17 protein-coding genes and 2 tRNA genes are annotated in these 22,215 nt (G+C 34.4%); 10 read left to right on the plus strand and 9 right to left on the minus strand.

Features of this window, described 5'->3' with window-relative positions; genetic code table 11:
* The first annotated feature begins 295 nt into the window (after nt 1-295).
* The 4 genes from BHE19_RS16370 (at nt 296) to BHE19_RS16385 (ending at nt 5,211) form a co-directional block, all read left to right on the plus strand.
* Nucleotides 296-1,450: a M14 family metallopeptidase gene (locus tag BHE19_RS16370; protein ID WP_070908022.1), complete on the plus strand. Its 1,155-nt coding sequence runs from the start codon at nt 296-298 to the stop codon at nt 1,448-1,450.
* A gap of 77 nt (nt 1,451-1,527) precedes the next feature.
* On the plus strand, nt 1,528-2,007 hold the full coding sequence (locus BHE19_RS16375; RefSeq protein WP_008468989.1) for an Lrp/AsnC family transcriptional regulator: 480 nt from the start codon (nt 1,528-1,530) through the stop codon (nt 2,005-2,007).
* A gap of 90 nt (nt 2,008-2,097) precedes the next feature.
* Nucleotides 2,098-4,683: a phosphoenolpyruvate carboxylase gene (locus BHE19_RS16380; RefSeq protein WP_070908023.1), complete on the plus strand. Its 2,586-nt coding sequence runs from the start codon at nt 2,098-2,100 to the stop codon at nt 4,681-4,683.
* A 12-nt stretch (nt 4,684-4,695) separates the two neighbouring features.
* A complete protein-coding gene (locus BHE19_RS16385) occupies nt 4,696-5,211 on the plus strand; it encodes a DinB family protein (protein WP_070908024.1) in 516 nt (171 codons plus the stop codon).
* A 270-nt stretch (nt 5,212-5,481) separates the two neighbouring features.
* Here the strand turns inward: BHE19_RS16385 and recQ are convergent, their stop codons facing one another.
* The 5 genes from recQ to aroB form a co-directional block, all read right to left on the minus strand.
* Entirely contained in the window at nt 5,482-7,590 is a 2,109-nt protein-coding gene (gene recQ / locus BHE19_RS16390) for a DNA helicase RecQ (protein ID WP_070908025.1), read from the minus strand.
* 135 nt (nt 7,591-7,725) lie between these two features.
* Nucleotides 7,726-8,130 carry a hypothetical protein gene (locus BHE19_RS22825; RefSeq protein ID WP_017498534.1) on the minus strand — a complete coding sequence of 135 codons (405 nt, stop codon included), beginning with the start codon at nt 8,128-8,130 and terminating at the stop codon, nt 7,726-7,728.
* A gap of 7 nt (nt 8,131-8,137) precedes the next feature.
* Nucleotides 8,138-9,106 carry a deoxyhypusine synthase family protein gene (locus BHE19_RS16400; RefSeq protein WP_017498535.1) on the minus strand — a complete coding sequence of 323 codons (969 nt, stop codon included), beginning with the start codon at nt 9,104-9,106 and terminating at the stop codon, nt 8,138-8,140.
* Between the two features lie 108 nt (nt 9,107-9,214).
* The gene (locus BHE19_RS16405) at nt 9,215-10,618 is read right to left on the minus strand and encodes a type III PLP-dependent enzyme domain-containing protein (RefSeq protein WP_070908026.1); all 1,404 of its coding nucleotides are present in this window, start codon (nt 10,616-10,618) and stop codon (nt 9,215-9,217) included.
* A gap of 298 nt (nt 10,619-10,916) precedes the next feature.
* Nucleotides 10,917-11,984 (minus strand): 3-dehydroquinate synthase, encoded by a 1,068-nt coding sequence (gene aroB, locus BHE19_RS16410; protein ID WP_070908027.1) that lies wholly within the window; start codon nt 11,982-11,984, stop codon nt 10,917-10,919.
* Nucleotides 11,985-12,256: 272 nt separating this feature from the next.
* Here aroB and BHE19_RS16415 point away from each other — a divergent pair, with 272 nt between their 5' ends.
* Nucleotides 12,257-13,426: a proline dehydrogenase family protein gene (locus BHE19_RS16415; RefSeq protein WP_017498538.1), complete on the plus strand. Its 1,170-nt coding sequence runs from the start codon at nt 12,257-12,259 to the stop codon at nt 13,424-13,426.
* A gap of 132 nt (nt 13,427-13,558) precedes the next feature.
* On the opposite strand, the gene BHE19_RS16420 is transcribed toward BHE19_RS16415, so the two are convergent.
* Nucleotides 13,559-14,866, minus strand: coding sequence for a porin family protein (locus tag BHE19_RS16420; protein WP_070908028.1), 1,308 nt, complete (start codon nt 14,864-14,866; stop codon nt 13,559-13,561).
* 40 nt (nt 14,867-14,906) lie between these two features.
* The gene (locus BHE19_RS16425) at nt 14,907-16,697 is read right to left on the minus strand and encodes an ABC transporter ATP-binding protein (RefSeq protein ID WP_017498250.1); all 1,791 of its coding nucleotides are present in this window, start codon (nt 16,695-16,697) and stop codon (nt 14,907-14,909) included.
* Between the two features lie 263 nt (nt 16,698-16,960).
* Here BHE19_RS16425 and BHE19_RS16430 point away from each other — a divergent pair.
* A tRNA-Val gene (locus BHE19_RS16430) sits at nt 16,961-17,038 on the plus strand.
* 272 nt (nt 17,039-17,310) lie between these two features.
* On the opposite strand, the gene BHE19_RS16435 is transcribed toward BHE19_RS16430, so the two are convergent.
* Nucleotides 17,311-17,943: an SMI1/KNR4 family protein gene (locus BHE19_RS16435; RefSeq protein ID WP_070908195.1), complete on the minus strand. Its 633-nt coding sequence runs from the start codon at nt 17,941-17,943 to the stop codon at nt 17,311-17,313.
* 262 nt (nt 17,944-18,205) lie between these two features.
* Between BHE19_RS16435 and BHE19_RS16440 the strand changes: the two genes are divergently transcribed.
* From BHE19_RS16440 to BHE19_RS16455, 4 genes are all read left to right on the plus strand, one after another.
* Nucleotides 18,206-18,769, plus strand: a complete 564-nt coding sequence (locus BHE19_RS16440) for an adenylate kinase family protein (RefSeq protein ID WP_070908029.1) — start codon at nt 18,206-18,208, stop codon at nt 18,767-18,769.
* A 135-nt stretch (nt 18,770-18,904) separates the two neighbouring features.
* Nucleotides 18,905-18,982 (plus strand) — tRNA-Val (locus BHE19_RS16445).
* Between the two features lie 233 nt (nt 18,983-19,215).
* On the plus strand, nt 19,216-19,920 hold the full coding sequence (gene deoD / locus BHE19_RS16450) for a purine-nucleoside phosphorylase (protein WP_070908030.1): 705 nt from the start codon (nt 19,216-19,218) through the stop codon (nt 19,918-19,920).
* A 257-nt stretch (nt 19,921-20,177) separates the two neighbouring features.
* Nucleotides 20,178-21,293 (plus strand): nuclear transport factor 2 family protein, encoded by a 1,116-nt coding sequence (locus BHE19_RS16455; protein WP_070908031.1) that lies wholly within the window; start codon nt 20,178-20,180, stop codon nt 21,291-21,293.
* Nucleotides 21,294-21,364: 71 nt separating this feature from the next.
* On the opposite strand, the gene BHE19_RS16460 is transcribed toward BHE19_RS16455, so the two are convergent.
* Nucleotides 21,365-22,204: a carboxylesterase family protein gene (locus tag BHE19_RS16460; protein WP_070908032.1), complete on the minus strand. Its 840-nt coding sequence runs from the start codon at nt 22,202-22,204 to the stop codon at nt 21,365-21,367.
* Between the last annotated feature and the right edge of the window lie 11 nt (nt 22,205-22,215).

A 22,215-nucleotide genomic window follows, 5' to 3' on the forward strand; every position in this document is an offset into this window, starting at 1 on the left:
AAATTCGTTGTTTACAAATGTAATCAAAAGCAGTGCGCAAAACAATTTAAGAGTTGAAAATCTTCAATTAAGTCTTGAAATAGTGTATTTATTACTTTAAGTAGTTGTGGTTAATTTATTGAAAAGTAAATAATTGAATTTTAAAAATTATAGTTATGGCTAATATTTATTGATGACAAGAAAGTCGCTTTAGAAACAGAGTGAAAACTGTTTACAATTCTAAATTAATTTGTTTACAAATCATTTACAATTGTAAAAATAAAGATGTTTACTTTTGTAAACTAATCAAAATAAGATGAATTTAGAAGAATTATTTCACCAGTATAAAGAACAAACTATAGAAGGGCGTTATCTGACTTTAGATCATATTCAGCCTTTATTAGAGCAATTAAATACAAACAATCAAGTAGAGATTATTGGTAAATCGGTTTTAGGAGAACCTATTTATAGTTATCAAATTGGGAGCGGTCCAACACGTATTTATCTTTGGTCTCAAATGCACGGAAATGAAAGTACCACTACAAAAGCACTATTTGATTTTATAAATGTGTTAAACAGCGGTTCTGAATTTGCAGAGAAGATGCTAAAAAACTTTACTTTTTACAGTATTCCAATGCTGAATCCTGACGGAGCAAGATTGTATACGCGTGAGAACGCCAATAAAGTAGATTTAAATCGTGATTCGCAAAATCTCACGCAGCCGGAAAGCAATATTTTAAGATCGGTATTTGAAGCTTTTAAACCGCATTTCTGTTTTAACCTGCATGATCAGCGTACTATTTTTGGGGCTGGTGAAACCGGAAAACCAGCAACGCTATCGTTTTTGGCTCCTTCGTATAATGAGGAGAGAGAAGTTAATGAGAACCGTTTAAAGGCTATTAATGTAATTGCCGGAATCAATGATGTTTTACAGCAATATATCCCCGGGCAGGTCGGACGTTTTGATGACTCATTTAATATCAATTGTATAGGAGATACATTTCAGCATTTGGGAGTTCCGACAATCTTGTTTGAGGCGGGTCATTTTCCTGATGATTACGAGCGTGAAATCACGCGAAAGTTTTTATTCTTTTCACTTGTTTCGAGTTTTCAACTGATTAGCGAAAACGATTTAGTTGATAATAGAATTAATGATTATTTGAATATTTCACAAAATAAAGTGGTTTTTTATGATTTTATGTGGAAAAATATCAAAATAAATTATGATGGTATCGAAATTATTACGAATTTTGTCGCACAATACAAAGAGGAATTGATTGAAAATAAGATTCATTTCAATGCTTACATAGTTGAAGTAGGCGATTTGGAAAATTATTTTGGACATTATGAATACGATGCAAAAGGTGCTAATTATTCTGATGACTTTGGTAGTTTTCCGAAATTGAATCAAAAAGCAGATTTTTGTTTAGATAAAAATGTTAAATTTGTTAACGGGTTGATAAAAAGTTAGATTTTTTGTGAATTTGTTGTTTTTTATACATATTTTTATACTTTGTAATAGCAATTAGTAATATTAATTAAAGAATTATGAGTAAATTTCGTTTAGATGAAGTAGATCACCAGATTTTAGATATGTTAATAGACAATACGAGAGTTCCGTTTACTGACATTGCTAAAAAACTATTGATATCTGCTGGTACAGTGCATGTTAGAGTAAAAAAGATGGAGGACGCAGGGATAATAATGGGATCTTCATTAGCCTTAGACTATGATAAGTTAGGGTATTCATTTATTGCTTATGTGGGTGTGTTCCTTAATAATACGTCTCAAACTAAATTTGTATTAGAGCGAATCAATCAAATTCCGTTCGTAACAGTAGCTTCTGTAACGACAGGAAAATTCAATATTTTTTGCAAAATTAGAGCAAAAGATACTAAACACGCGAAAGAAGTTATCTTTATGATTGATGATATTGATGGTGTTTACAGAACAGAAACTATGATTTCATTAGAAGAAAGTATAAACGATAAGAAGCGTTTGATGCATACTATTTTTAAAAATATGTAATATTTTCTTGAATGCTATATCTAAATATAACCTCAAGTTTATTCTTGGGGTTTTTTTATGACCAATTAACCAACCAACTACCCATAAATTATGTACACGTTACCAAAAATCGAACGTTTCAATCAGGACGTTCTTTCAAAATACCATATTTACAATAGTGTATTTATAACATTACCTTTTGATTCGATTGACAACACAGGGGTTTTACTTCCTTTATTTACAGATACTTGTGAGACGGGATTTAAAAAGCAGGAAACTCCTAAAGAGATTGTTAATTTCTTCTCTAATAAATTCCTCAATGATGCTTCAGAAAAAGACAAAATCGATTTAATGTTTCGATTTATTCAGTATATCGAACGTCAGATTGTATTGTTTGATGCCATTGAAGATGCTGCTTTTCCGGAAGTTAATAATATGGAAGGGCGTGGTTCGTTGCGTGACATTAAAGAAAAATCAGATGCAAAGGAAAAGAATGAGGAGTTGATTGAGTTTTTAGAAAACTTTAATGTCAGAACTGTTTTAACAGCACATCCAACACAGTTTTATCCAGGGCCTGTTTTAGGGATTATAAATGATTTGAAAGATGCTATTCGTTCAAATGATTTATTAAAAATCAAACAATTGCTGGCGCAGCTTGGAAAAACACCTTTTATTCAGAACGAAAAGCCAAATCCATATGATGAAGCGGTGAGTTTGATCTGGTATTTAGAAAATGTATTCTACGCTACTTCAGGAGAAATTGTTCACTACTTGCAAAAAAATATCCTTCAGGGGAGTTCTATTCAGAATCAATTGATAAAATTGGGTTTTTGGCCGGGAGGTGATCGCGACGGAAATCCTTTTGTTACGACCGATATTACTTTAAAAGTAGCAGAGCGTTTGCGTACCTCAATTCTGAAGTGTTATTATATAGAAATGAGAAGTTTAAAAAGAAAGTTAACTTTCTCAGGAGTAGATACTTTGGTTTCTGAACTTGAACATAAACTTTACCGTTCTGTTTTTTATTCCAAAGGGGAGATTTATATTACTCTGGAAGAATTATTAACGCAATTAAACAAAATCAGAACCATAATTATAGAGAAGCATCAATCCCTTTATTTAGATGAACTGGAAGCTTTTTTAGTAAAAATTAATCTATTTGGTTTTCACTTTGCGACCTTAGATATTCGTCAGAACAGTAAAATTCACAATGCTGTATTCAAAGATGTGGTGGATTTTTATCTGAATTCGGGTTCAGAGATATTTCCGAAAAATTACTTTGATTTGTCTGAAGAGGAGAAATTAGGGGTTTTGTCGAAAGTAAAAGGAGACTTAAATTCTGCTGATTTTGAAAATGAAATTACAAGATCTACATTAGAATCTGTTCAGACCATTAAAAGCATACAGCAAGCAAATGGTGAATCCGGAGCTAATCGTTACATTATCAGTAATAACGAAAGCGCTTTGAATGTTATGGAAACTTTTGCGATGATTCGTCTGAACAATTGGGAGAATCCGACGGTAGATATTATTCCGCTTTTTGAATCTGTTGATGATTTACAAAATGCACATCAGATTATGGAGCAATTGTATACTAATTCAGAGTATTCTAAACATCTGGAAGCCAGAGGAAACAAGCAGACCATTATGTTAGGTTTCTCTGACGGAACCAAAGATGGAGGGTATTTAATGGCGAACTGGAGTATTTATCAGGCAAAAATTTCATTGACAGAAATTTCAAGAAAATACGGTATACAAGCAATATTCTTTGATGGTCGCGGAGGGCCTCCTGCTCGTGGTGGTGGAAAAACACATAAATTTTATGCTTCTTTAGGACCAAAAATCGAGAATAACGAAATTCAAATTACGATTCAGGGACAAACCATTAGTTCAAATTTCGGAACTTTAGATTCCTGTCGATATAACATTGAGAACTTATTAAGTGCCGGAGTTACCAATCAGGTTTTTAGTAAAGAAAAGAATGAGCTAAGTGTTGAAGAAACTGAAATTTTGACACAATTGGCTGATTTAGGATATGAAAAATACCTGAGTTTCAAGAATCACCCTAAGTTTATTCCGTATTTGGAGAAAATGAGTACGCTAAAATACTACTCAAAAACCAACATCGGAAGCCGACCGTCTAAAAGAAGTAAATCAGAATCACTTGATTTTGCTGATTTGAGAGCGATTCCTTTTGTAGGATCCTGGAGTCAGTTGAAGCAAAATGTACCGGGATTTTTTGGGGTTGGTTCAGCTTTGAAGTATTTTGAAGAAAGTGGGCAGTGGGACAAAGTTCAAAATTTGTATCATGATTCTTTATTTTTCAAAACACTGTTGGAGAATAGTATGATGTCATTGGCGAAATCTTTTTTACCGCTAACTGCATATATGAAAAATGACCCTGAATTTGGTGAATTCTGGCAAATTATCTATGACGAATTTTCAGAAACCAAACGTCTTTTGCTTAAAATTGCAGGGCATAAAACACTTATGGAAAATTACCCTGATGGTATAGCATCGATTCAGATAAGAGAGCGTATTGTGTTGCCGTTGTTGACAATACAGCAATATGCTTTGTTAAGAATTAATGAATTGAATAAGGAAAGTGTGGTAGATGAAGAATTGGTCAAAGTATATGAAAAAATAGTAACAAGGTCACTTTTCGGAAATACAAATGCGAGTAGAAACTCAGCTTAAAAATCATAAAAAATGAACACAGCTTTATTAACAGAAAATGAATATTCTGGCGGATTTGCCAATTACATCAAAGAAGCCGGAGAGGTGAATTTATTTGAAGAATTGGAAATTTCATTGCATGAATTTATCAAATTTGTGCAAAATATCCCGATGGATAAATTTGATTATCGTTATGCAGAAGGAAAATGGACAATAAAAGACATTATCCAGCACATTATGGATTGTGAGAGAATTTTTGCTTACCGCGCTTTGCGATTCTCGCGAAATGATAAAACGGCTTTGCCAAGTTTTGAAGAGAATGACTATGCGATTAGTACAGATTCAAATAGCAGAAGTATTCAGAGTTTATTAACGGAACTCTCTGCTTTAAGACATTCTAATTTGTTGTTTTTTAAGAGTTTGTCAGAAGAGCAGCTTAAGAGAATTGGTACAGCTTCTAATCTTCAGATTTCTGTACGTGCTCTGGGATTCGTAATGATCGGACATCAAAAACACCATCAGAAAGTTTTTGAAGAACGTTATTTGTAGATTTTGTTCTTGTATAAAAAATCCTGTAGCGTTTAACTTTACAGGATTTTTTATTTTTTGCATTAAAGGGAGGAATGAATTTTTACCTCCACGACCCAAGCGATAGCGAACAGGCGAAGCAATTCACAAATTTTTTTTGCTTGTGCCATTTCGACTGATAACGAACAGGCGAAGTAAATCATATGCAGGATTCGATAAAGATTGAAGACATTCTGTGCCGAGTTTCTAGTGTGATTTCTCCCTTCGGTCGAAATAACAAAATAATGGGGTTTACTTGTTTCGTTCCACAATTGCAAGTCCTAAACGAATTTTGTCATAACTCATTTTCTCCTCAAAATAATCAAAGTAGGGTTTTAGAGCAGAAGGATACTCCAGTTCGATTTGAGCTTTGTGCAATTGTTTGACTTCTTCATTTGTTACAAACGAACTTAAATCGATTTCCTCGCCGTCAAGATATAGCTTGGCTAAGTGAGATATAATTGTCGTGTATCCTAAATTTCTTTTTCCTGCAATTTCTGTGACAGTCTCGCCATTTCTAAAAAGTTCTAAAGTAGTCTTATAAGTGTTACTTTCTTTTTTAACTTTCGTGCTTGTCTTTTTTGCCTTCTGAAATTGAATGATAGCTTTTATAAATTCAGCACCATATCTTTCGAGTTTTGCATTTCCGACACCATCGATAGCAAGGAACTCTTCATCAGTCATTGGTCGTAAGATTTCCATTTGTCTCAAAGCGGCATCACTAAAAATTACGTAAGCCGGAACTTCTTCTTCCTGAGCAATTTCGTAGCGTAGTTTTCGTAGCGTTTCGAAAAGAGAATTTTTAGCCGTTTTTGTATTGGCTTCTTTTACTTCATTTTTATCGATTACCTTTTTAACGACCGTATTTAGTTTTACTTTTTCTCCTTCAAACAAAACTTTTTTTGCAAAAGATGTTAGTAAAATTTTATTGTGCTGATGGAAGGCAACTTCGAGATATCCCAAGTTGATCAGCTGAATTAAGTATTGATTCCAGTCGTACCAGGAAATGTCGGATCCAATTCCGTACGTTTTTAGACTTTGATAATTTTTTTCGTAGATATACGCGTTTCTCGAGCCTCTTAAAAAATCAACAATTACAGCTAACGGCTCAGATTCTTTTAAACGCGCGATTGCAGAAAGAGCTTTTTGCGCTAAAATAGTTCCATCAAAAAAGGTGGGTGGATTTTTGCAGATGTCACAATTACCACAATTTTCTTTTACCAGTTCGCCGAAATACGAAAGCAGAATTTTTCGACGGCAGCTTAAAGCATCCGCGTATTGTTTCATTCTTTCTAATTTTGCCAATTGCACATCGGAGTTTAATCCTTCGGAGGCAAATTTTTGCAATTGTATTACATCGGCGTAACTTTCGAACATTACGGTTTCGGCCGGTAATCCATCCCGACCTGCACGACCGATTTCCTGATAATAACCTTCAATATTTTTGGGTAAATTGTAATGTATAACCCATCGAACATTAGATTTATCGATTCCCATACCAAAGGCAATCGTGGCACAAACCACCTGGCAATCATCGTTTATAAAATCATCCTGAGTTTTAGCTCGGATTTTATTGTCAAGTCCGGCATGATAGGCTTTTGCAGTAATTCCGTTCTTCTTTAGTTTATCTGCAAGTTCTTCGGTTGTTTTTCTGCTTAAGCAATAAACAATTCCGGATTCATTGGGTTTTTTATCAATAAAATCAACAATTTGTTTGACTCGGTCTAAAGCCGGGCGTACTTCGAGGCTTAGGTTTTTTCTATCGAACGAGGCTACGAACGTTTTTGGATTTCTAAGTTTTAGCTGCTTGATAATATCAGTTCGGGTCGCTTTATCGGCTGTAGCGGTTAAAGCGAGAACAGGAGTAGAAGGGAAGCGGCTCTTTAAATATCCCAAGTTAGTATAAGCCGGACGAAAATCATGCCCCCAGGAAGAGATGCAATGCGCTTCGTCAATTGCAATTAGACTGATTGTCAACTCGTTGAAAGCAACGTCCAGATAAGACAAGCTCTCCGGTGCGATGTAAACAAGCTTGAAAGTGTTTGATTTTAAATTGTCTATGTAAAATTGTTGTTCCTGACTGGATTGACTGCTGTTGATGTAGCAGGCATTAATACCATTTGTTTTTAGACTGTCGACCTGATCTTTCATCAAAGCAATTAGTGGAGAAATCACAATTGTGATCCCGGGTAAGACTAAAGCGGGCAGTTGAAAACAGATTGACTTTCCTCCGCCGGTTGGCATAATAGCTAAAGTGTCCTGACCGGAAAGTATCGTAGTAATTATTGTTTCCTGATTGGGTCTGAATTTTTCAAATCCGAAATTTTCCTTTAGTTTGGCATGTAGAATTTCTGAAGTCATGGCGTTGATTGATTAGGAAGAAAAGTAAAAAGCAAATATATAGTATTTTTCTTATTTTTTAAAATAATAGACTTCTGAAGTCATAAAAAAAGGAACTCCAATAGAGTTCCTTTAAATTATCTTGAAAAAGATTGCTTAATCTTCGTCTTCATCATCTTCGTCGTCAGCAATATCTTCTTTGTCTTCGTCGTCATCGTCGTCATCTCCATTGTCAACATCTGGTTTGTCCTGATTGTCATCATCGTCGTCGTCGTCAATATCGTCATCAAGATCAAGACCTTTTACAGGTTCGATTGTATCTACGTCTACGTCGATATCATCGTCTTCATCATAATTTTCGATTCTGTCCGCAAGCTTAGTACTAATTTTTACCAAATAAATAGTATCTTCAGTACGAACTTCAACAGCTTCAACTAATTCGTTTTTAGCATTTCTAAAACGGATTACATCCGAATCATCATAACCATCAGGAAATTTTTCTACCAAAAGGTTTAAAATTTCGTTGGTAAGTTTAGCGTAGTCTACTATAACTCTTTTCATATATATCTTATAGATCTAATAAATAAGCAAAAATTAATGGAGCCACAATTGTAGCATCCGACTCTATAATAAATTTAGGGGTTTTGATGTCTAGTTTTCCCCAGGTGATTTTCTCGTTCGGAACTGCTCCCGAGTACGAACCATAACTGGTTGTTGAATCTGAGATTTGACAGAAATAACTCCAGAAAGGAACATCGTGCATTTCCATATCCTGATACAACATTGGTACTACGCAAATAGGGAAATCTCCTGCGATACCACCACCAATTTGGAAGAATCCAATTCCGTTAGCGCTGTTTTTTGGATACCAATCTGCAAGGAAAGTCATGTATTCAATTCCTGATTTCATGGTAGAGGCTTTTAAATCGCCTTTGATTACATAGGAAGCAAAGATATTTCCCATTGTACTGTCTTCCCATCCCGGAACTATGATAGGTAAATTTTTCTCTGCAGCGGCATACATCCAGCTGTCTTTTAAATCAATTTCGTAGTATTCTTCTAAAACACCTGATAACAGCATTTTATACATGAATTCATGTGGGAAATAACGTTCTCCTTTATCATCAGCCTCTTTCCAGATTTTGTAGATGTGTTTTTGCAAACGACGGAATGCTTCATGCTCAGGAATACAAGTATCAGTAACACGGTTTAATCCTCTTTCCAATAAAGCCCATTCGTCTTCCGGTGTTAAATCACGATAGTTTGGCACTCTTTCGTAGTGAGAGTGTGCTACTAAATTCATGATATCTTCTTCTAGATTGGCTCCAGTACAAGAAATAATTTGTACTTTATCTTGTCTAATAATTTCGGCAAAAATTTTACCAATTTCTGCTGTACTCATAGCGCCAGCCATACTTACCATCATTTTAGCTCCATTAGCCAATTGTTGTTCGTATGCTTTTGCAGCATCTACTAAAGCGGCAGAGTTGAAGTGTAAATAATGTTTTTCAATAAACTGACTGATTGGTCCTTTCATTTGTTCTTGTTTTTTTGTTTTTTTTTGAATTAAAAGTTTAACCTTTTAGTTTATACTGCAAATTAATAATTTTATATTTATTAACATTTATTTAGCAGTATTTTTTTTTTAAACCTTTTTGGTATATCCTAAAATCTTTAATACATCGTCAGAAGTTTGTTGTTCAGAGAAAACTTCTGTAGCTAAAATGCCATTTTCGTCACGATCTATTAATATATGTTTAGGTTGCGGAATCAGACAGTGGTGTAAACCGCCATATCCTCCAATAGTTTCCTGATACGCACCAGTATTAAAGAAACCAATGTATAGTGGCTTTTCTTTGTTGTATTTAGGCAAATAAATGGCGTTCATATTTTGCTCTGAGTTGTAATAATCGTCACTATCACAAGTCAGACCGCCTAATAAAACACGCTCGTAAGTATCATTCCAGCGGTTTACTGCCAACATGATAAAACGTTTGTTTATTGCCCAAGTATCCGGCAAAGTGGTAATGAATGACGAATCAATCATGTTCCATTTCTCTCTGTCATTTTGTTGTTTTTGATACAAAATCTGATAGATAGCGCCACCGCTTTCACCTACTGTAAATGATCCAAATTCTGTAAAGATGTTGGGTACATCTACTTCGGCTTCATCACATGCAATTTTAATCTGATTGATAATTTCATCAATCATATATTGATAATCGTATTCGAATGCAAGAGAGTTTTTAATCGGGAAACCACCTCCAATGTTTAATCCGTCAAGAGTAGGGCATTCCCTTTTAAGGGCAATGTATACTTTGATACATTTTACCAACTCATTCCAGTAATATGAAGTATCGTTTATTCCGGTATTGATGAAAAAGTGAAGCATTTTTAACTCCAGTTTATCATTCTCCTGAATCTGTTTTTTATAGAACGAAACGATGTTTTTGTATCCAATTCCTAATCTTGAAGTATAGAACTCAAATTTAGGCTCTTCTTCGGCCGCAATACGAATTCCAATTTTGAATTTCCCTTTGATTTCAGCCTGAAGTAAATCCAACTCTTCGTAGTTATCAATAATCGGAATTGTGTTTTTATGTCCGTTATTGATCAATCTTGCAATATTACTAATGTATTCGTCTCTTTTAAATCCGTTACAGATTACATAAGTACTTTTGTTGATTTTACCATTTTCTAATAAATTCTCAACAATATTTACGTCAAAAGCTGAAGAGGTTTCAATGTGAATGTTGTTTTTGAAAGCTTCGTTCATAATGTATTCAAAATGAGAGCTTTTTGTACAGTAACAGTAGTAGTACTTTGCGTCGTACTTATTTTTCTCCATTGATTTTCTGAACCAGGCTTTTGCCTTATTAATGTTCTCTGAAATCTGAGGCAGATAAGTAAACTTTAAAGGAGTTCCGTATTGTTCTACCAATTTCATCAAATCGATGTTGTGAAATTGTAGATTGTCTTTGTTTAATTTGAATTCTTCCTGAGGAAAATAGTAAGTTTGATTGATAAGGTCAGAATATTTTGTATTCATTTATTTTTTAATATTTAGGATGTGATTTTTAATTTAGATGACGAAAATTCAATCTAAAATTCAAACCCTAATATTAGCAAATATAATTTCCAGCTTTTCGTGTTCTGCTTTCGAGCACAAAAAGACATCAAAACAAAATGGACTTTTACTATTATAAAAACGGTTCAACATTCTTAATAAAGAACTGTTGAGGCGGTTTCTGTAAGAGTTAAAATGTCTTTGTTTACTGTTCGTTTTCATCGTGGCAAATGTAAAAAATAATATATACCTAAAGCAAAGCTTTTTTATTAAAAAAAGTTTAAGATTTATAATCCTGAAACGCGTCTAGAATCAATTTATTTTCAACCGATTGGTTAATTTTTATTTTTCCGATTCCTTCGATTAAGGCAAATTGAATTAAGCCGTACTCATTTTTTTTGTCGTGAATCAGCAATTCGAGGATCGGATCGATGTCGTTTTCTTCGATTTTTACGTCGTCGTAAATACTCTTAATTGCGGTTTTAATTTCGGCATATTCTGCTGCTGAAATTAAGTTTTTGTGCAGTGAAATATAACTTTCCAGTATCATTCCGATCGCAATGGCTTCACCGTGCAATAGTGTCGTTTTTGTTTCACTTTCTAAAAAGTAACCTTCGATGGCATGCCCTAAGGTGTGTCCGAAATTAAGGGCTTTACGAATGTTCTTTTCGGTTGGATCCTGAATGACAATGTCATTCTTTATCTCTACAGAACGGTAAATCAATTCGTCAAAATCAGCGTAATCAATTGAATTTAAATCTAAAAACTGCTTCCAGTAGGCGGAATCGTAAATCAATCCGTGTTTTAGCATTTCGGCAAGACCGGAACGCATTTCGTTTTGTGGCAGCGTTTCAAGATATTGTGTGTCAATTAATACCATTTGAGGTACGTTAATTACACCAATTTGGTTTTTTAAATTTCCTAAATCTACTCCGGTTTTTCCTCCAACAGAAGCATCAACCATAGATAATAAGGTAGTAGGGATATTGATAAAATCTACTCCGCGCTTAAAAGTCGAAGCGACAAAACCTCCCAAATCAGTTACAACACCACCGCCAAGATTAATGACAAGTGATTTTCTGTCGGCACCAAGTTCTGTCAGGACTTTCCATACTTCAATACAGGTTTCAATATTTTTATTGATTTCTCCTGCTTCAAATTCAATGATCTCTATAGTCAGATCTGTTTCTAATAAAGGTAAAAACTTTGGTAAACAATACTCATTGGTTTGATTATCAACTATAATAAACACGTTTGAATATTTACTTTCTTTTAGGTGATGGTTTAAAGCTTCGTATGCATTTTGGTTAAAATGCACCAGATAATTATTGGCCTGAATAGATTGCATATCTCTGTCGTTGAATTGAAACCGCAAAATAAGGCATTTTTAACTAAATAATATTCAAAGTTTTGTTCTAATTTATATTAAAACGAATCATTCTATATAAGGTTTTAAGGTGTTTGTCTGTAATTTTCTTTCAAAAAGATTGTTATGAGGCAAACTCTTGTGTTGCAAGCTGTAAAAATATAACAATGTTGTTAATGATATTGAAAAATAGGGTAGTGATTATTGACGAATATTCAAAACTCTATCTATATTTGCATAAAAAACTGACCTTAATGGAAAAAATATTTGATAACACTCAGGTTGCATTTTCGCTAAAAAGTGATACGGAACTTGACAGAGCTTATTTTCTTTTTAAAATGATCGACAGCCAGCCTTTGGTGAGGATAGGAACCGCTGTTACTAATTTTGCTATTAAAGCGCATCTTCCGGTAGAAGGGTTGATTCGTGCAACCGTTTTTGACCATTTTTGTGGTGGTGTAAACGAAGACGATTGTATTACAGTGGTAGACAAAATGTTTACTAAAGGTGTTTCATCAGTGTTGGATTATTCGGTTGAAGGAAAAGAAGAAGAAGAGCAGTTCGATGCTGCTTTAGAAATGACTTTAAAAACCATTGAATTTGCAAAAGAACGTTTGGCGATTCCGTTTGCAGTATTTAAGCCAACCGGTTTTGGACGTTTTGAATTATATGAAAAATTAGGCGAGAAACAAACGCTTTCTCCAACAGAACAAGCAGAGTGGGATAGAGTAGTAGCCCGTTTTGATCATGTTTGTGCTGAAGCTCACAGAAAAGATGTGGCCTTGCTAATTGACGGAGAAGAAAGCTGGATGCAGGATGCGGCCGATGATTTGGTTACCGACATGATGCGTAAATACAATAAAGAAAAAGCGATTGTTTTCAATACTTTGCAAATGTACCGTTGGGATCGTTTGGATTATTTGAAAAAACTGCATGAAGTGGCTAAGAATGAAGGTTTCTTTATCGGAATGAAGATCGTTCGTGGTGCTTATATGGAGAAAGAAAACAAACGTGCGGAAGAGAAAAATTACGTTTCCCCAATTTGTGTTTCTAAAGAAGCTACAGATATTAATTATGACGCTGCTATACGTTATATGGCGGAACATTTAGAAAGTATGTCCATTTTTGCTGGGACTCACAACGAATTGAGTTCTTATAAATTGATGGAAATCATGCAGGAAAAAGGAATTGCGAAAAACGATACTAAAATATGGTTTGGACAATTGTACGGAATGAGTGATAATATCAGTTACAATTTAGCAGAGAACGGCTATAATGTTGCGAAATATTTACCTTTCGGACCAGTAAAAGATGTTATGCCTTACCTGATTCGTCGTGCAGAAGAGAATACTTCAGTTGCGGGTCAAACCAGCCGCGAATTGTCTATGATTAAAGCGGAACGCAAAAGAAGAAAAGGAAAATAAATTAAAGTAAAATTCCAATATAAAAAAATCCCAAATTCCAATTGTTACGATTGGGATTTGGGATTTTTTATTGATTTGATTTATGTAGTAAATCTGATAGGTTTTTAAAGCCTGTCAGATTTGGGTATTGAATTAAAATGAAACCTGACATTGCAAAACGACCATTCCTAATCGGTCACTTTGTTTGTAAGCACCTGTAAGGCTTTTGTCATAAACGGCTCTGTTTTGATAGTTTAAACTGAATTTTGGTCCCAAAGTGCCCGTAGTGTAATAATTTACACCTAACTCATACATCGCCATTGGAGTGTCTAATGCTTCTAAGTCTGCAATTTGTGTGGCAGCATACGGCTGGAAACGGCCTTTTTTGGATTCGTTATCTGATTTTCCAAAAAGATATCCTAACTGAGCGTAATAAATATTTCCGGTTCCTACACCTATAAATCCGGCACCTGAACCGTTTATCAGAGAATTGTCGCCTATAGCGGGATTGGGCGTATTAACAGACTGGATGTAGTTTTTTCCGTAGTTATTATTGTTAAAAGCCGCGTAAGCAGTTATAGCTGCGCCTTTACTGTTGATCGGACTGTCGTAAAAAACATCAAAACCCAGTATTCTCATATCGTCGTATGCGATAGTTGCATCAGGAGTTAAATGCCACATGGCTTTGGCTTGAGTCATATAACCTAGTGCGATATTAAGGATTTTCTTTGTTCCTAAATAGGTTCCTTTGTGGTAGGCATCTTCAAGTGACTCTTTATCGTAGAAAGAGTAGGTCAGGATTCCTGCATATTGCGCTCTTGGTGTTTGTGTGCTTACCGAAGAATTGATTCCCAGATTGTCAGTTGTATTTCGGTATGGATTGGTAATAGCGGCACGATAATTAAATTTGCCCAGATCACCTTTAGCATAAATACTTAGATTTCGGTTTCCGAATGTCGATGAAATATTAGTAAACTGCTGATACATGGGTGTATCCAGAGTAAGATGCGAGGAAGAACTATTTGCTGAATAACGAGTTGTTCCGGCTCCCCAGGCTGTTAGTCCACCGCCAATATGAAGTTTTTTGCTAAAATGATATTCTCCTAAAGCATCCATAACTGAAAGCGGTGCATTTGAAGGTCCGTTGTTTTGTGTGAAATTAATATTGTTCTGTCCCAGCTGAAGATGAAAGAAAATATTCTCGGTCAGCATTCCCATTGCCTGCAAACGCAAACGTCTGATGACGATATCGTAGGCATCACTAACTTCATTTGTACCAATTTTACTTCCTTCGTTCAATTCGGCATATCTTCCCCAAACCTGAAGGTTCATTCCAAATTTGATGTATTGTGATCCGTCTTTGGAGATATTAACGACATTAAAAGGTTTTTCCTGAGCAAGAACATTGATAGTGTTTAAAACAATAAATAATAAAATTAAAACGATTCTTAAATGTGGCATTTCTTTGGTTTAAGGTTAGTTAATACTGCTTACATTCTGATTAGGAGTTACTGAATTGAAGGTTACTTAAGTTTTTATAAGTTCCGTTCTCCAGATTGATTAATTCCTGATGTGTACCTTCTTCGGTAATTCTTCCATGATCTAAAACCAGAATTTTATCGGCGTTTCTAATAGTCGAAAGTCGGTGTGCGATGATGATACTCGTTCTTCCTTCCATTAAAACTTCCAATGCTTCCTGAACCAGTTTTTCACTCTCACTATCTAAAGATGATGTCGCTTCATCTAATATTAAAATACTTGGGTTTTTAAGCAATGCTCTTGCAATTGCAATGCGCTGACGCTGTCCGCCCGATAATTTTACGCCACGTTCTCCTACTAAAGTTTCGAATTTCTCAGGAAAACCTTCCACAAAATTAAAAGCATTGGCTTGTTTTGCAGCAGCAATGATTTCTTCATTGGTAGCATCCGGTTTTCCGTAAGCAATGTTTTCTCTAATGGTTCCACCAAACAGAATAACATCCTGAGGAACGATACTCATGTTCCCACGAAGCTCTTCTAAATCGTAGTCATAAATACTTTTTCCATCGACAATAATATCACCTGATGTTCTGTCGTAAAATCGTAAAAGGAGCGAGGAGATAGTCGATTTTCCGGCACCACTAGGGCCTACAATCGCAATTTTCTGACCAAACTCGGCAGTGAAATTTACATCTTTTAACACTTCAACTTCTTTTCTGGAAGGATAACTGAAAGCAACATTTTTGAAGGAAAGGTTTCCTTTGATTTTTTCAATTGGAGTAGTTCTTGTTTTGGCGTTAATATCCTCCGGAGTTTCTTCCAATAATTCAAAAACACGTTCCGTTGCGCCAACTGCTTTTTGGATTTGGGCATACATTTCGGCAATTCCGCCAAAAGAAGCACCAATAAATGTGGTGTAAAGAACAAATGATATTAAATCTCCTACGCCTTCAACTTCACCTTTAATGGTTAAGGTGATTCCGTACCAAACCACGGCAACCACACAGCCAAAAAGACAAAGAATGATAAAAGAAGCGAAGTAACCTCTGTATTGACCGCCTTTAATAGCGATTTTTACAATTTCTTTGATTTTATTTTTATAGCGCTGAATTTCGTACCATTCGTTCGCAAAAGCTTTTACATTGCTTATTCCTTGCAGCGTTTCTTCTACAATTACCTGGCTTTCGGCTACTTTATCCTGTGTTTTCTTTCCGTACTTGCGAATGAATCTTCCGAAAACAACTGCCGCTACAGCGACCACGGGTACAATAGCCAGCATCATTAAAGTTAACTTTGGACTGATGTTACCTAAAATAACAAATCCGCCAATAATTAGAATCAACTGACGTAAAAACTCAGCAATGGTCGTAGTGAAAGTATCCTGTAGTTGTGAAATATCAGCGCTGATTCGGCTGTTTAGCTCTCCAACACGTTTTTGAGAATAAAATGACATCGGTAGTTTTACTAAGTTTTCATACAAAGCAAAGCGGATGTTTGAAAGTGAATTTTCAGTAAAATTCACAAAAAGTGAAATTCTGAAAAAAGAAAAAATAGCTTGCAGTGTAAGGATTACCATAAGTCCAACTGCAATTTCGTTGGCTCTGTTGAGATTTTTATTGGTAACGCAATCCACGAGCATACCCATTAATTTCGGAAAGGCCAGAGCGGTGGCGCTGGTTAATAAGAGAAAAATCAATCCCAGAAAGAATTTCCATTTGTGATTTTTACCGTATTTAAAAATTCGTAGTGCTTTTTGAAGTGAATTAGAGTCTAATTTAGCTTTAGGTAAATCGTTTTCTTGATATCTAGGCATTTGAGTATACTATTAAGGTATGCAAATGTATGATTATAGCCAGTGAATACAAAAGAATATTCGAAATTAGGCTTTGAGATTTCGTTTTTTAACTAAATGGCAAAAAATGATGAAAATTATTTCTGTTTTAAAAGATTGATAAATAGATTACTAAAAATTATTTCACAAAATGATGTAATTTTTCTTCGAAATAAGCTTGTAAATACAAAATCTAGTCGTAAGTTTGCACTCGCAATCAACAACGATAGCAACCTAGTAAAATAGGGCGATTAGCTCAGCTGGTTCAGAGCACCTCGTTTACACCGAGGGGGTCGGGGGTTCGAACCCCTCATCGCCCACCAATAATACCACCTCCAAAGTCAATTGATTTTGGAGGTTTTTTATTTTATAGCTTTATGGGATTAATCCTGGAAAAGCAGATTTGAACCACTAAGAATACTATTGTCTTTTTATTACTAATCTAAAAAAAAAAAAAAACAAAGTTCATAGAGATTTATGGATTATCAGTTTTACGAACTTTGTTTTTAATTGTCTTATGGTTTCTTACGGTTAGTTTTAAGGTATTGCATAAACAGAAAAGTGAAATTGGAAAGTTTTGAAAATTCAATAAAAATCAAAGTTTTGAATTATACTCTTCTGCTATATCAGTCCAGTCGTCTTTCCATGTTTTGCAAAAGTTGATCTCAGCTTTATCCCAGTCTTCCTCGTCCCAATCTTCTCTCTCGTCGATTAACTCTAATTCTTCAGATTCAATTTTTTCAATAATGAGAGTTAAAAAATTATCAAAATTATCTGCAATGACAGAAATTGGTTCGGGATCTCCTGCTGGCAAATACAGTATTTGCCCCGAGATTCCATCAAAATTTGGATCATAATCTATGCAGATAAAATTTCCGGAGCCATCATGAGCAAAAGGAATTCTTTTAGGGGAATATAGAGTGTTTTTTATCTTTTTAAGTTGATTGATTCCTGCTGGCTGTGTTTCTGGTGCATTTTTAAAAAAAGCCCAATCTCTTATAACATCTTCAATGCTTGAATATCCAAACCCAGCCATAAATCCTAGGATACGTTTTTCTCCATTATATTTTTTTAATAATTGAATATATGATCCTGGCAGTTTTTGTTTTATGGTATTTTGCAAATTTTCTATTTCATCAATGCTTGCACCCACATTCATAAAAATATTCAAAATGTCCAGTTTGGCTTCAAAAGCATTTATAAGACTATCTATTATTTTGGTTTCCATTTTTTTATTAATTAATTTAAGTTGTGATTTAATTGCTTTATTTAGTTGGAATCCCATCAAAAGTAGTGGTTTCTCTAAATGAATCATCAAGTACCAGGGTGTAATTGTTATGTAAACAAAAAAAAGATTTATTTATCAGGAAGATCTTTAAAGTAATTTAAGTTGTCATTTTATGTCTATGAAATAATTTGCATTTCTTGTAAAGTCGAAACAATGTTTGGATTTTTTTGAAGACAATAAAGAAAAATAAAAACACACATAAATGGAAATATTAGTAATAATGGGGCCTCCGTATTCAGGAAAAGGTACTCAATGTGAAATTTTAAAAGAAGAACTTAAGTTTAAACATATTTCAACTGGAGACCGATGTCGTCTGGAAAAACAGAATAAAACAGAGATCGGAAAAATAATGTCTCAATATGAGGAAAAAGGAGACTTAGTGCCTGATTCCATTATGAAAGATCTTTTTAGTAAAATTTTGGATGAAAACAGTTCAGCTAAAGGGATTATTTTGGATGGTTATCCGAGAACTGAACCTCAGGTTAACGATTTGATGAAACTTGTTGCATCAAAGAATATGGAAATAGGTAAGGTAATTAATATAGAAGTTCCAAAAGAAGAACTTTTAAAAAGAGCACAAAAAAGAGCCGAAACGTCTAATCGAAAAGACGATAAAGATGTTGAAATCCATCTGAAGAGAATTAAAGTTTTTGAAACTTTAACCCGACCTGCAATCGAATATATGAAGTCTAAAATTAAAGTTTTGACTTTTGATGGGCTGGGAGCAATTGACGAAATAACAGAACGAATAAAAAATAGTTTATAAAAGGTATTGACTATGAAGCGGGTAGGGGTGTTAAGTTAAAATTAGTTGATTTTTTTTCGAAAAATGCTTGCAAATACAAAATCTAGCTGTATATTTGCACTCGCAATCACGAAATGATAGCAACCTAATAAAATAGGGCGATTAGCTCAGCTGGTTCAGAGCACCTCGTTTACACCGAGGGGGTCGGGGGTTCGAACCCCTCATCGCCCACCACTTTTTAAGACACCTTCAAAATCATTTGATTTTGGAGGTTTTTTGTTTTATGGGACCTCTATTAAGGTGTTGTCAGGGATTTATGAAGTGAAAGCAAGAACAACTCCAAATTAGTTTTTATTCATATCACTTTGATTTTCATTAAAATCCGTTATAGAATTATGCTTGAAATAGTATCCAAATCAAGTAAATTAGAGGAGAAAATATAGTTTATAAATCTAAAAAATAATAATATGAGTGCACATAATAACGCAAAAAAGGGTGATATAGCAGATTTCGTTTTACTTCCTGGTGATCCAAAAAGAGCGAAGCTGATAGCGGAAACGTTTTTAACAGACGTTATATGCTATAATGAGGTTAGAGGAATGTTAGGATATACCGGTTTCTATAATGGTAAGAGAATTAGTGTACAGGGAACAGGTATGGGGATGCCATCAATTTCTATCTATATTACAGAATTAATCGAAGAGTATGGTGTAGAAACACTGGTAAGAGTGGGGTCTTGTGGTTCTATCCAGGATGATGTAAATATGATGGATATTGTTTTAGCCATGAGTGCGTGCACAGATTCCGGGATGAATAAATTTAAATTTAACGGCAATGATTTTGCTCCGACGGCGAATTTTGAATTATTAAAAAAGGCCAATGAAATTGCAGAGCAAAATAAGATAAAAGCTCATACAGGGTCAGTATTGACATCTGATTTTTTCTATACTGAAAGCCATTTAGGCGATCCTTTTTTAAATTGGAAAACCTACGGCGTTTTGGCAGTTGACATGGAAACAGCTGCGTTGTATTCTATAGCTGCTAAATATAGAAAAAAGGCTTTGGCTATTTTAACGGTATCGGATCATATTCTTAAAAAGGAGGCTCTATCAGCAGATGACAGACAAAATTCTTTTAAAGAAATGATAGAATTCGCATTGCAGTTAGCCTAAACAGATCGAAAAAGATAAAAGAATTGAAATAGCTTAATATATAGGTTTTATTTTAAGCCATCATCTTCCAACAAGAAACTCCTTAAGAAATTAAGGAGTTTTTTTTATGCCCGATTTTTTTGAAACCATTTAGCAAAAAGAATCATTTTTACTCCTAAAAGTATAAAATTGGAGTCCGTTATTATAAATCCGGAACATTTTAAGATGCAATGAGTATAGTTTTGAGCAATATTTTAAAACCATTAAAATCCAAGTTTATGAAGAGAGTTTTTCTTTTAGTCTTATTTGCATTAGTATCCAATTTATCTTTTTCGCAATCAGAACAATCTTTAATTCAGAATTGCATTCAAAACTATATTGAGGGTACATCTTACAATCAGCCTGACAGTATTAGTAAGGCTTTTTATTCTGAAGCCAGTCTTTTTTTAAGTCACAAAGACAAACCTTTATGGATCGTTCCAGCTTCGGAATATGTTACCTGGTTTCAAAAAGGTAAGAAAGGTGAATTTAACGGTCGCGTAGGCAGAGTTATTTCTGTGGAATTTTTTAATGATATTGCTATTGCAAAGGCTGAAATTGTCATTGCAGAAAAAAAACAAGAATTTATGGATATGTTTTTGCTGAAGAAAATTCAGGGTGAATGGAGAATAATCAGCAAAGCGGCCAGCAGTAAAGCAACTAATAAATCTGGAAAAAGGATTTTATTTATTGTTTCTAATGCACATTATTACGGAAATTCTACCATTTCAACAGGTAACAGTTTCGCTGAGATCATAAATGCTTATGATACTTTTATACATGCCGGTTATACAGTTGATTTTGTGAGTCCAAAGGGCGGCAGTATTCCTTTGGCTTATATTAATACCTCTGATAATTTACAAAAGCAATACTTATACGATCAGGATTTTATGTACGCCATAAAACATACCGTAAGTCCTAAAGAAATTGATTATAAAAATTATAAAGCTGTTCATTATATCGGCGGTGGAAGTGCCATGTATGATGTTCCTGAAAGTTTAGATATTCAACGTATTGCTATGCAAGTGTACGAAGATAATAATGGCATTATTTCTTCGGTATGTCACGGAACAGCTGGTATTGTTAACCTGAAAACTAAAAATGGTAAATTTTTAGTGGATGGAAAAAGAATAAGCGGTTATCCTGACTCTTTCGAAAAACAAGATGGCGAATATTTTAAACACTTTCCATTCTTAATTCAGAAGACTATAGAAGACAGAGGTGGGGATTTTAAATTTTCAAAGAGAAATGAATCTTATGTGGAACAAGACGGTCGAATTGTTACTGGACAAAATTTTCAATCTTCAAATGGTGTTGCTTTAAAAATCATTGAGTGGATGGAGAAAAACAAATAAAATGCTTTATCAACAGTCAGCACAGATATTTAAGGAAAGAATATCAAGTTCTAAATCCATTAAAATACGATTTACTTATGCTTTTCAAATAACCATTTTGGAATCTCTTCGGTTAGTAAAAACGGAATCACAATGTTGTTATGATTTAAATTATTCAAAGTGGTAAAAGTCAAATTCTTGTTGGAGGATAATTTTGCAAACAATTCAACACTTCCGATATAAGGATTGTCATCGTCTTTTTTTCCATGAATAAGCCAGATGTTCTTCTGGCTTAATTTTTTGAGATTGGAAAAATCAGGAACTGCTGCTACGGAAACCATACCGGCAAATTGGTCTGGAGCGATATTGAGTAGATTTTGCGCAGTCGATCCCCCCATAGAATATCCAATTAAGTAAATCTTGTTTTTATCGATGTTTGGGTATTCTTTTTCAATGTTTTGAATTAATTCGAGTAAGGCAAAAACAGCTGCAGAAGGTTTTGAAACTTGAATTCCATCACTATTCTTTTCATAATTTGAAGAACGCTCGCTGAATTGTGGTGCGATTACATAACATTGATATTTAGTGTAAATTTCAGGTCTCAGCCAAATTTTTGCAAATGGTTCAAGCTGGTTTTCATTATCATTTCCAATTCGGGTAGAGTTATGGAAAGTAATGACCAAAGGGTATTTATGGTGATTGCTATTATCCTTTGGCGTTAGGAGCCTATAAGGGATTTCTATATTTTCTTTAGTAGATATTCTTTTTAGGAAGCTATCAGTATTCAGACTGTTCAGTGCTTTTCGGTTATTTACGAAAGTTAGGCTGTCAACGGTGGTTTCCCTGAACTCTTTTCTTTGTGCAAAGGTGAAGTTGAGACTTAAAGTCGAAAAAAGTACTGTGAGAATTTGTTTTGAATTTCTTTTACGCATACGGTTTTTAT

It is taken from the genome of Flavobacterium tructae (assembly GCF_001853485.1).
Classification (GTDB): domain Bacteria; phylum Bacteroidota; class Bacteroidia; order Flavobacteriales; family Flavobacteriaceae; genus Flavobacterium; species Flavobacterium tructae.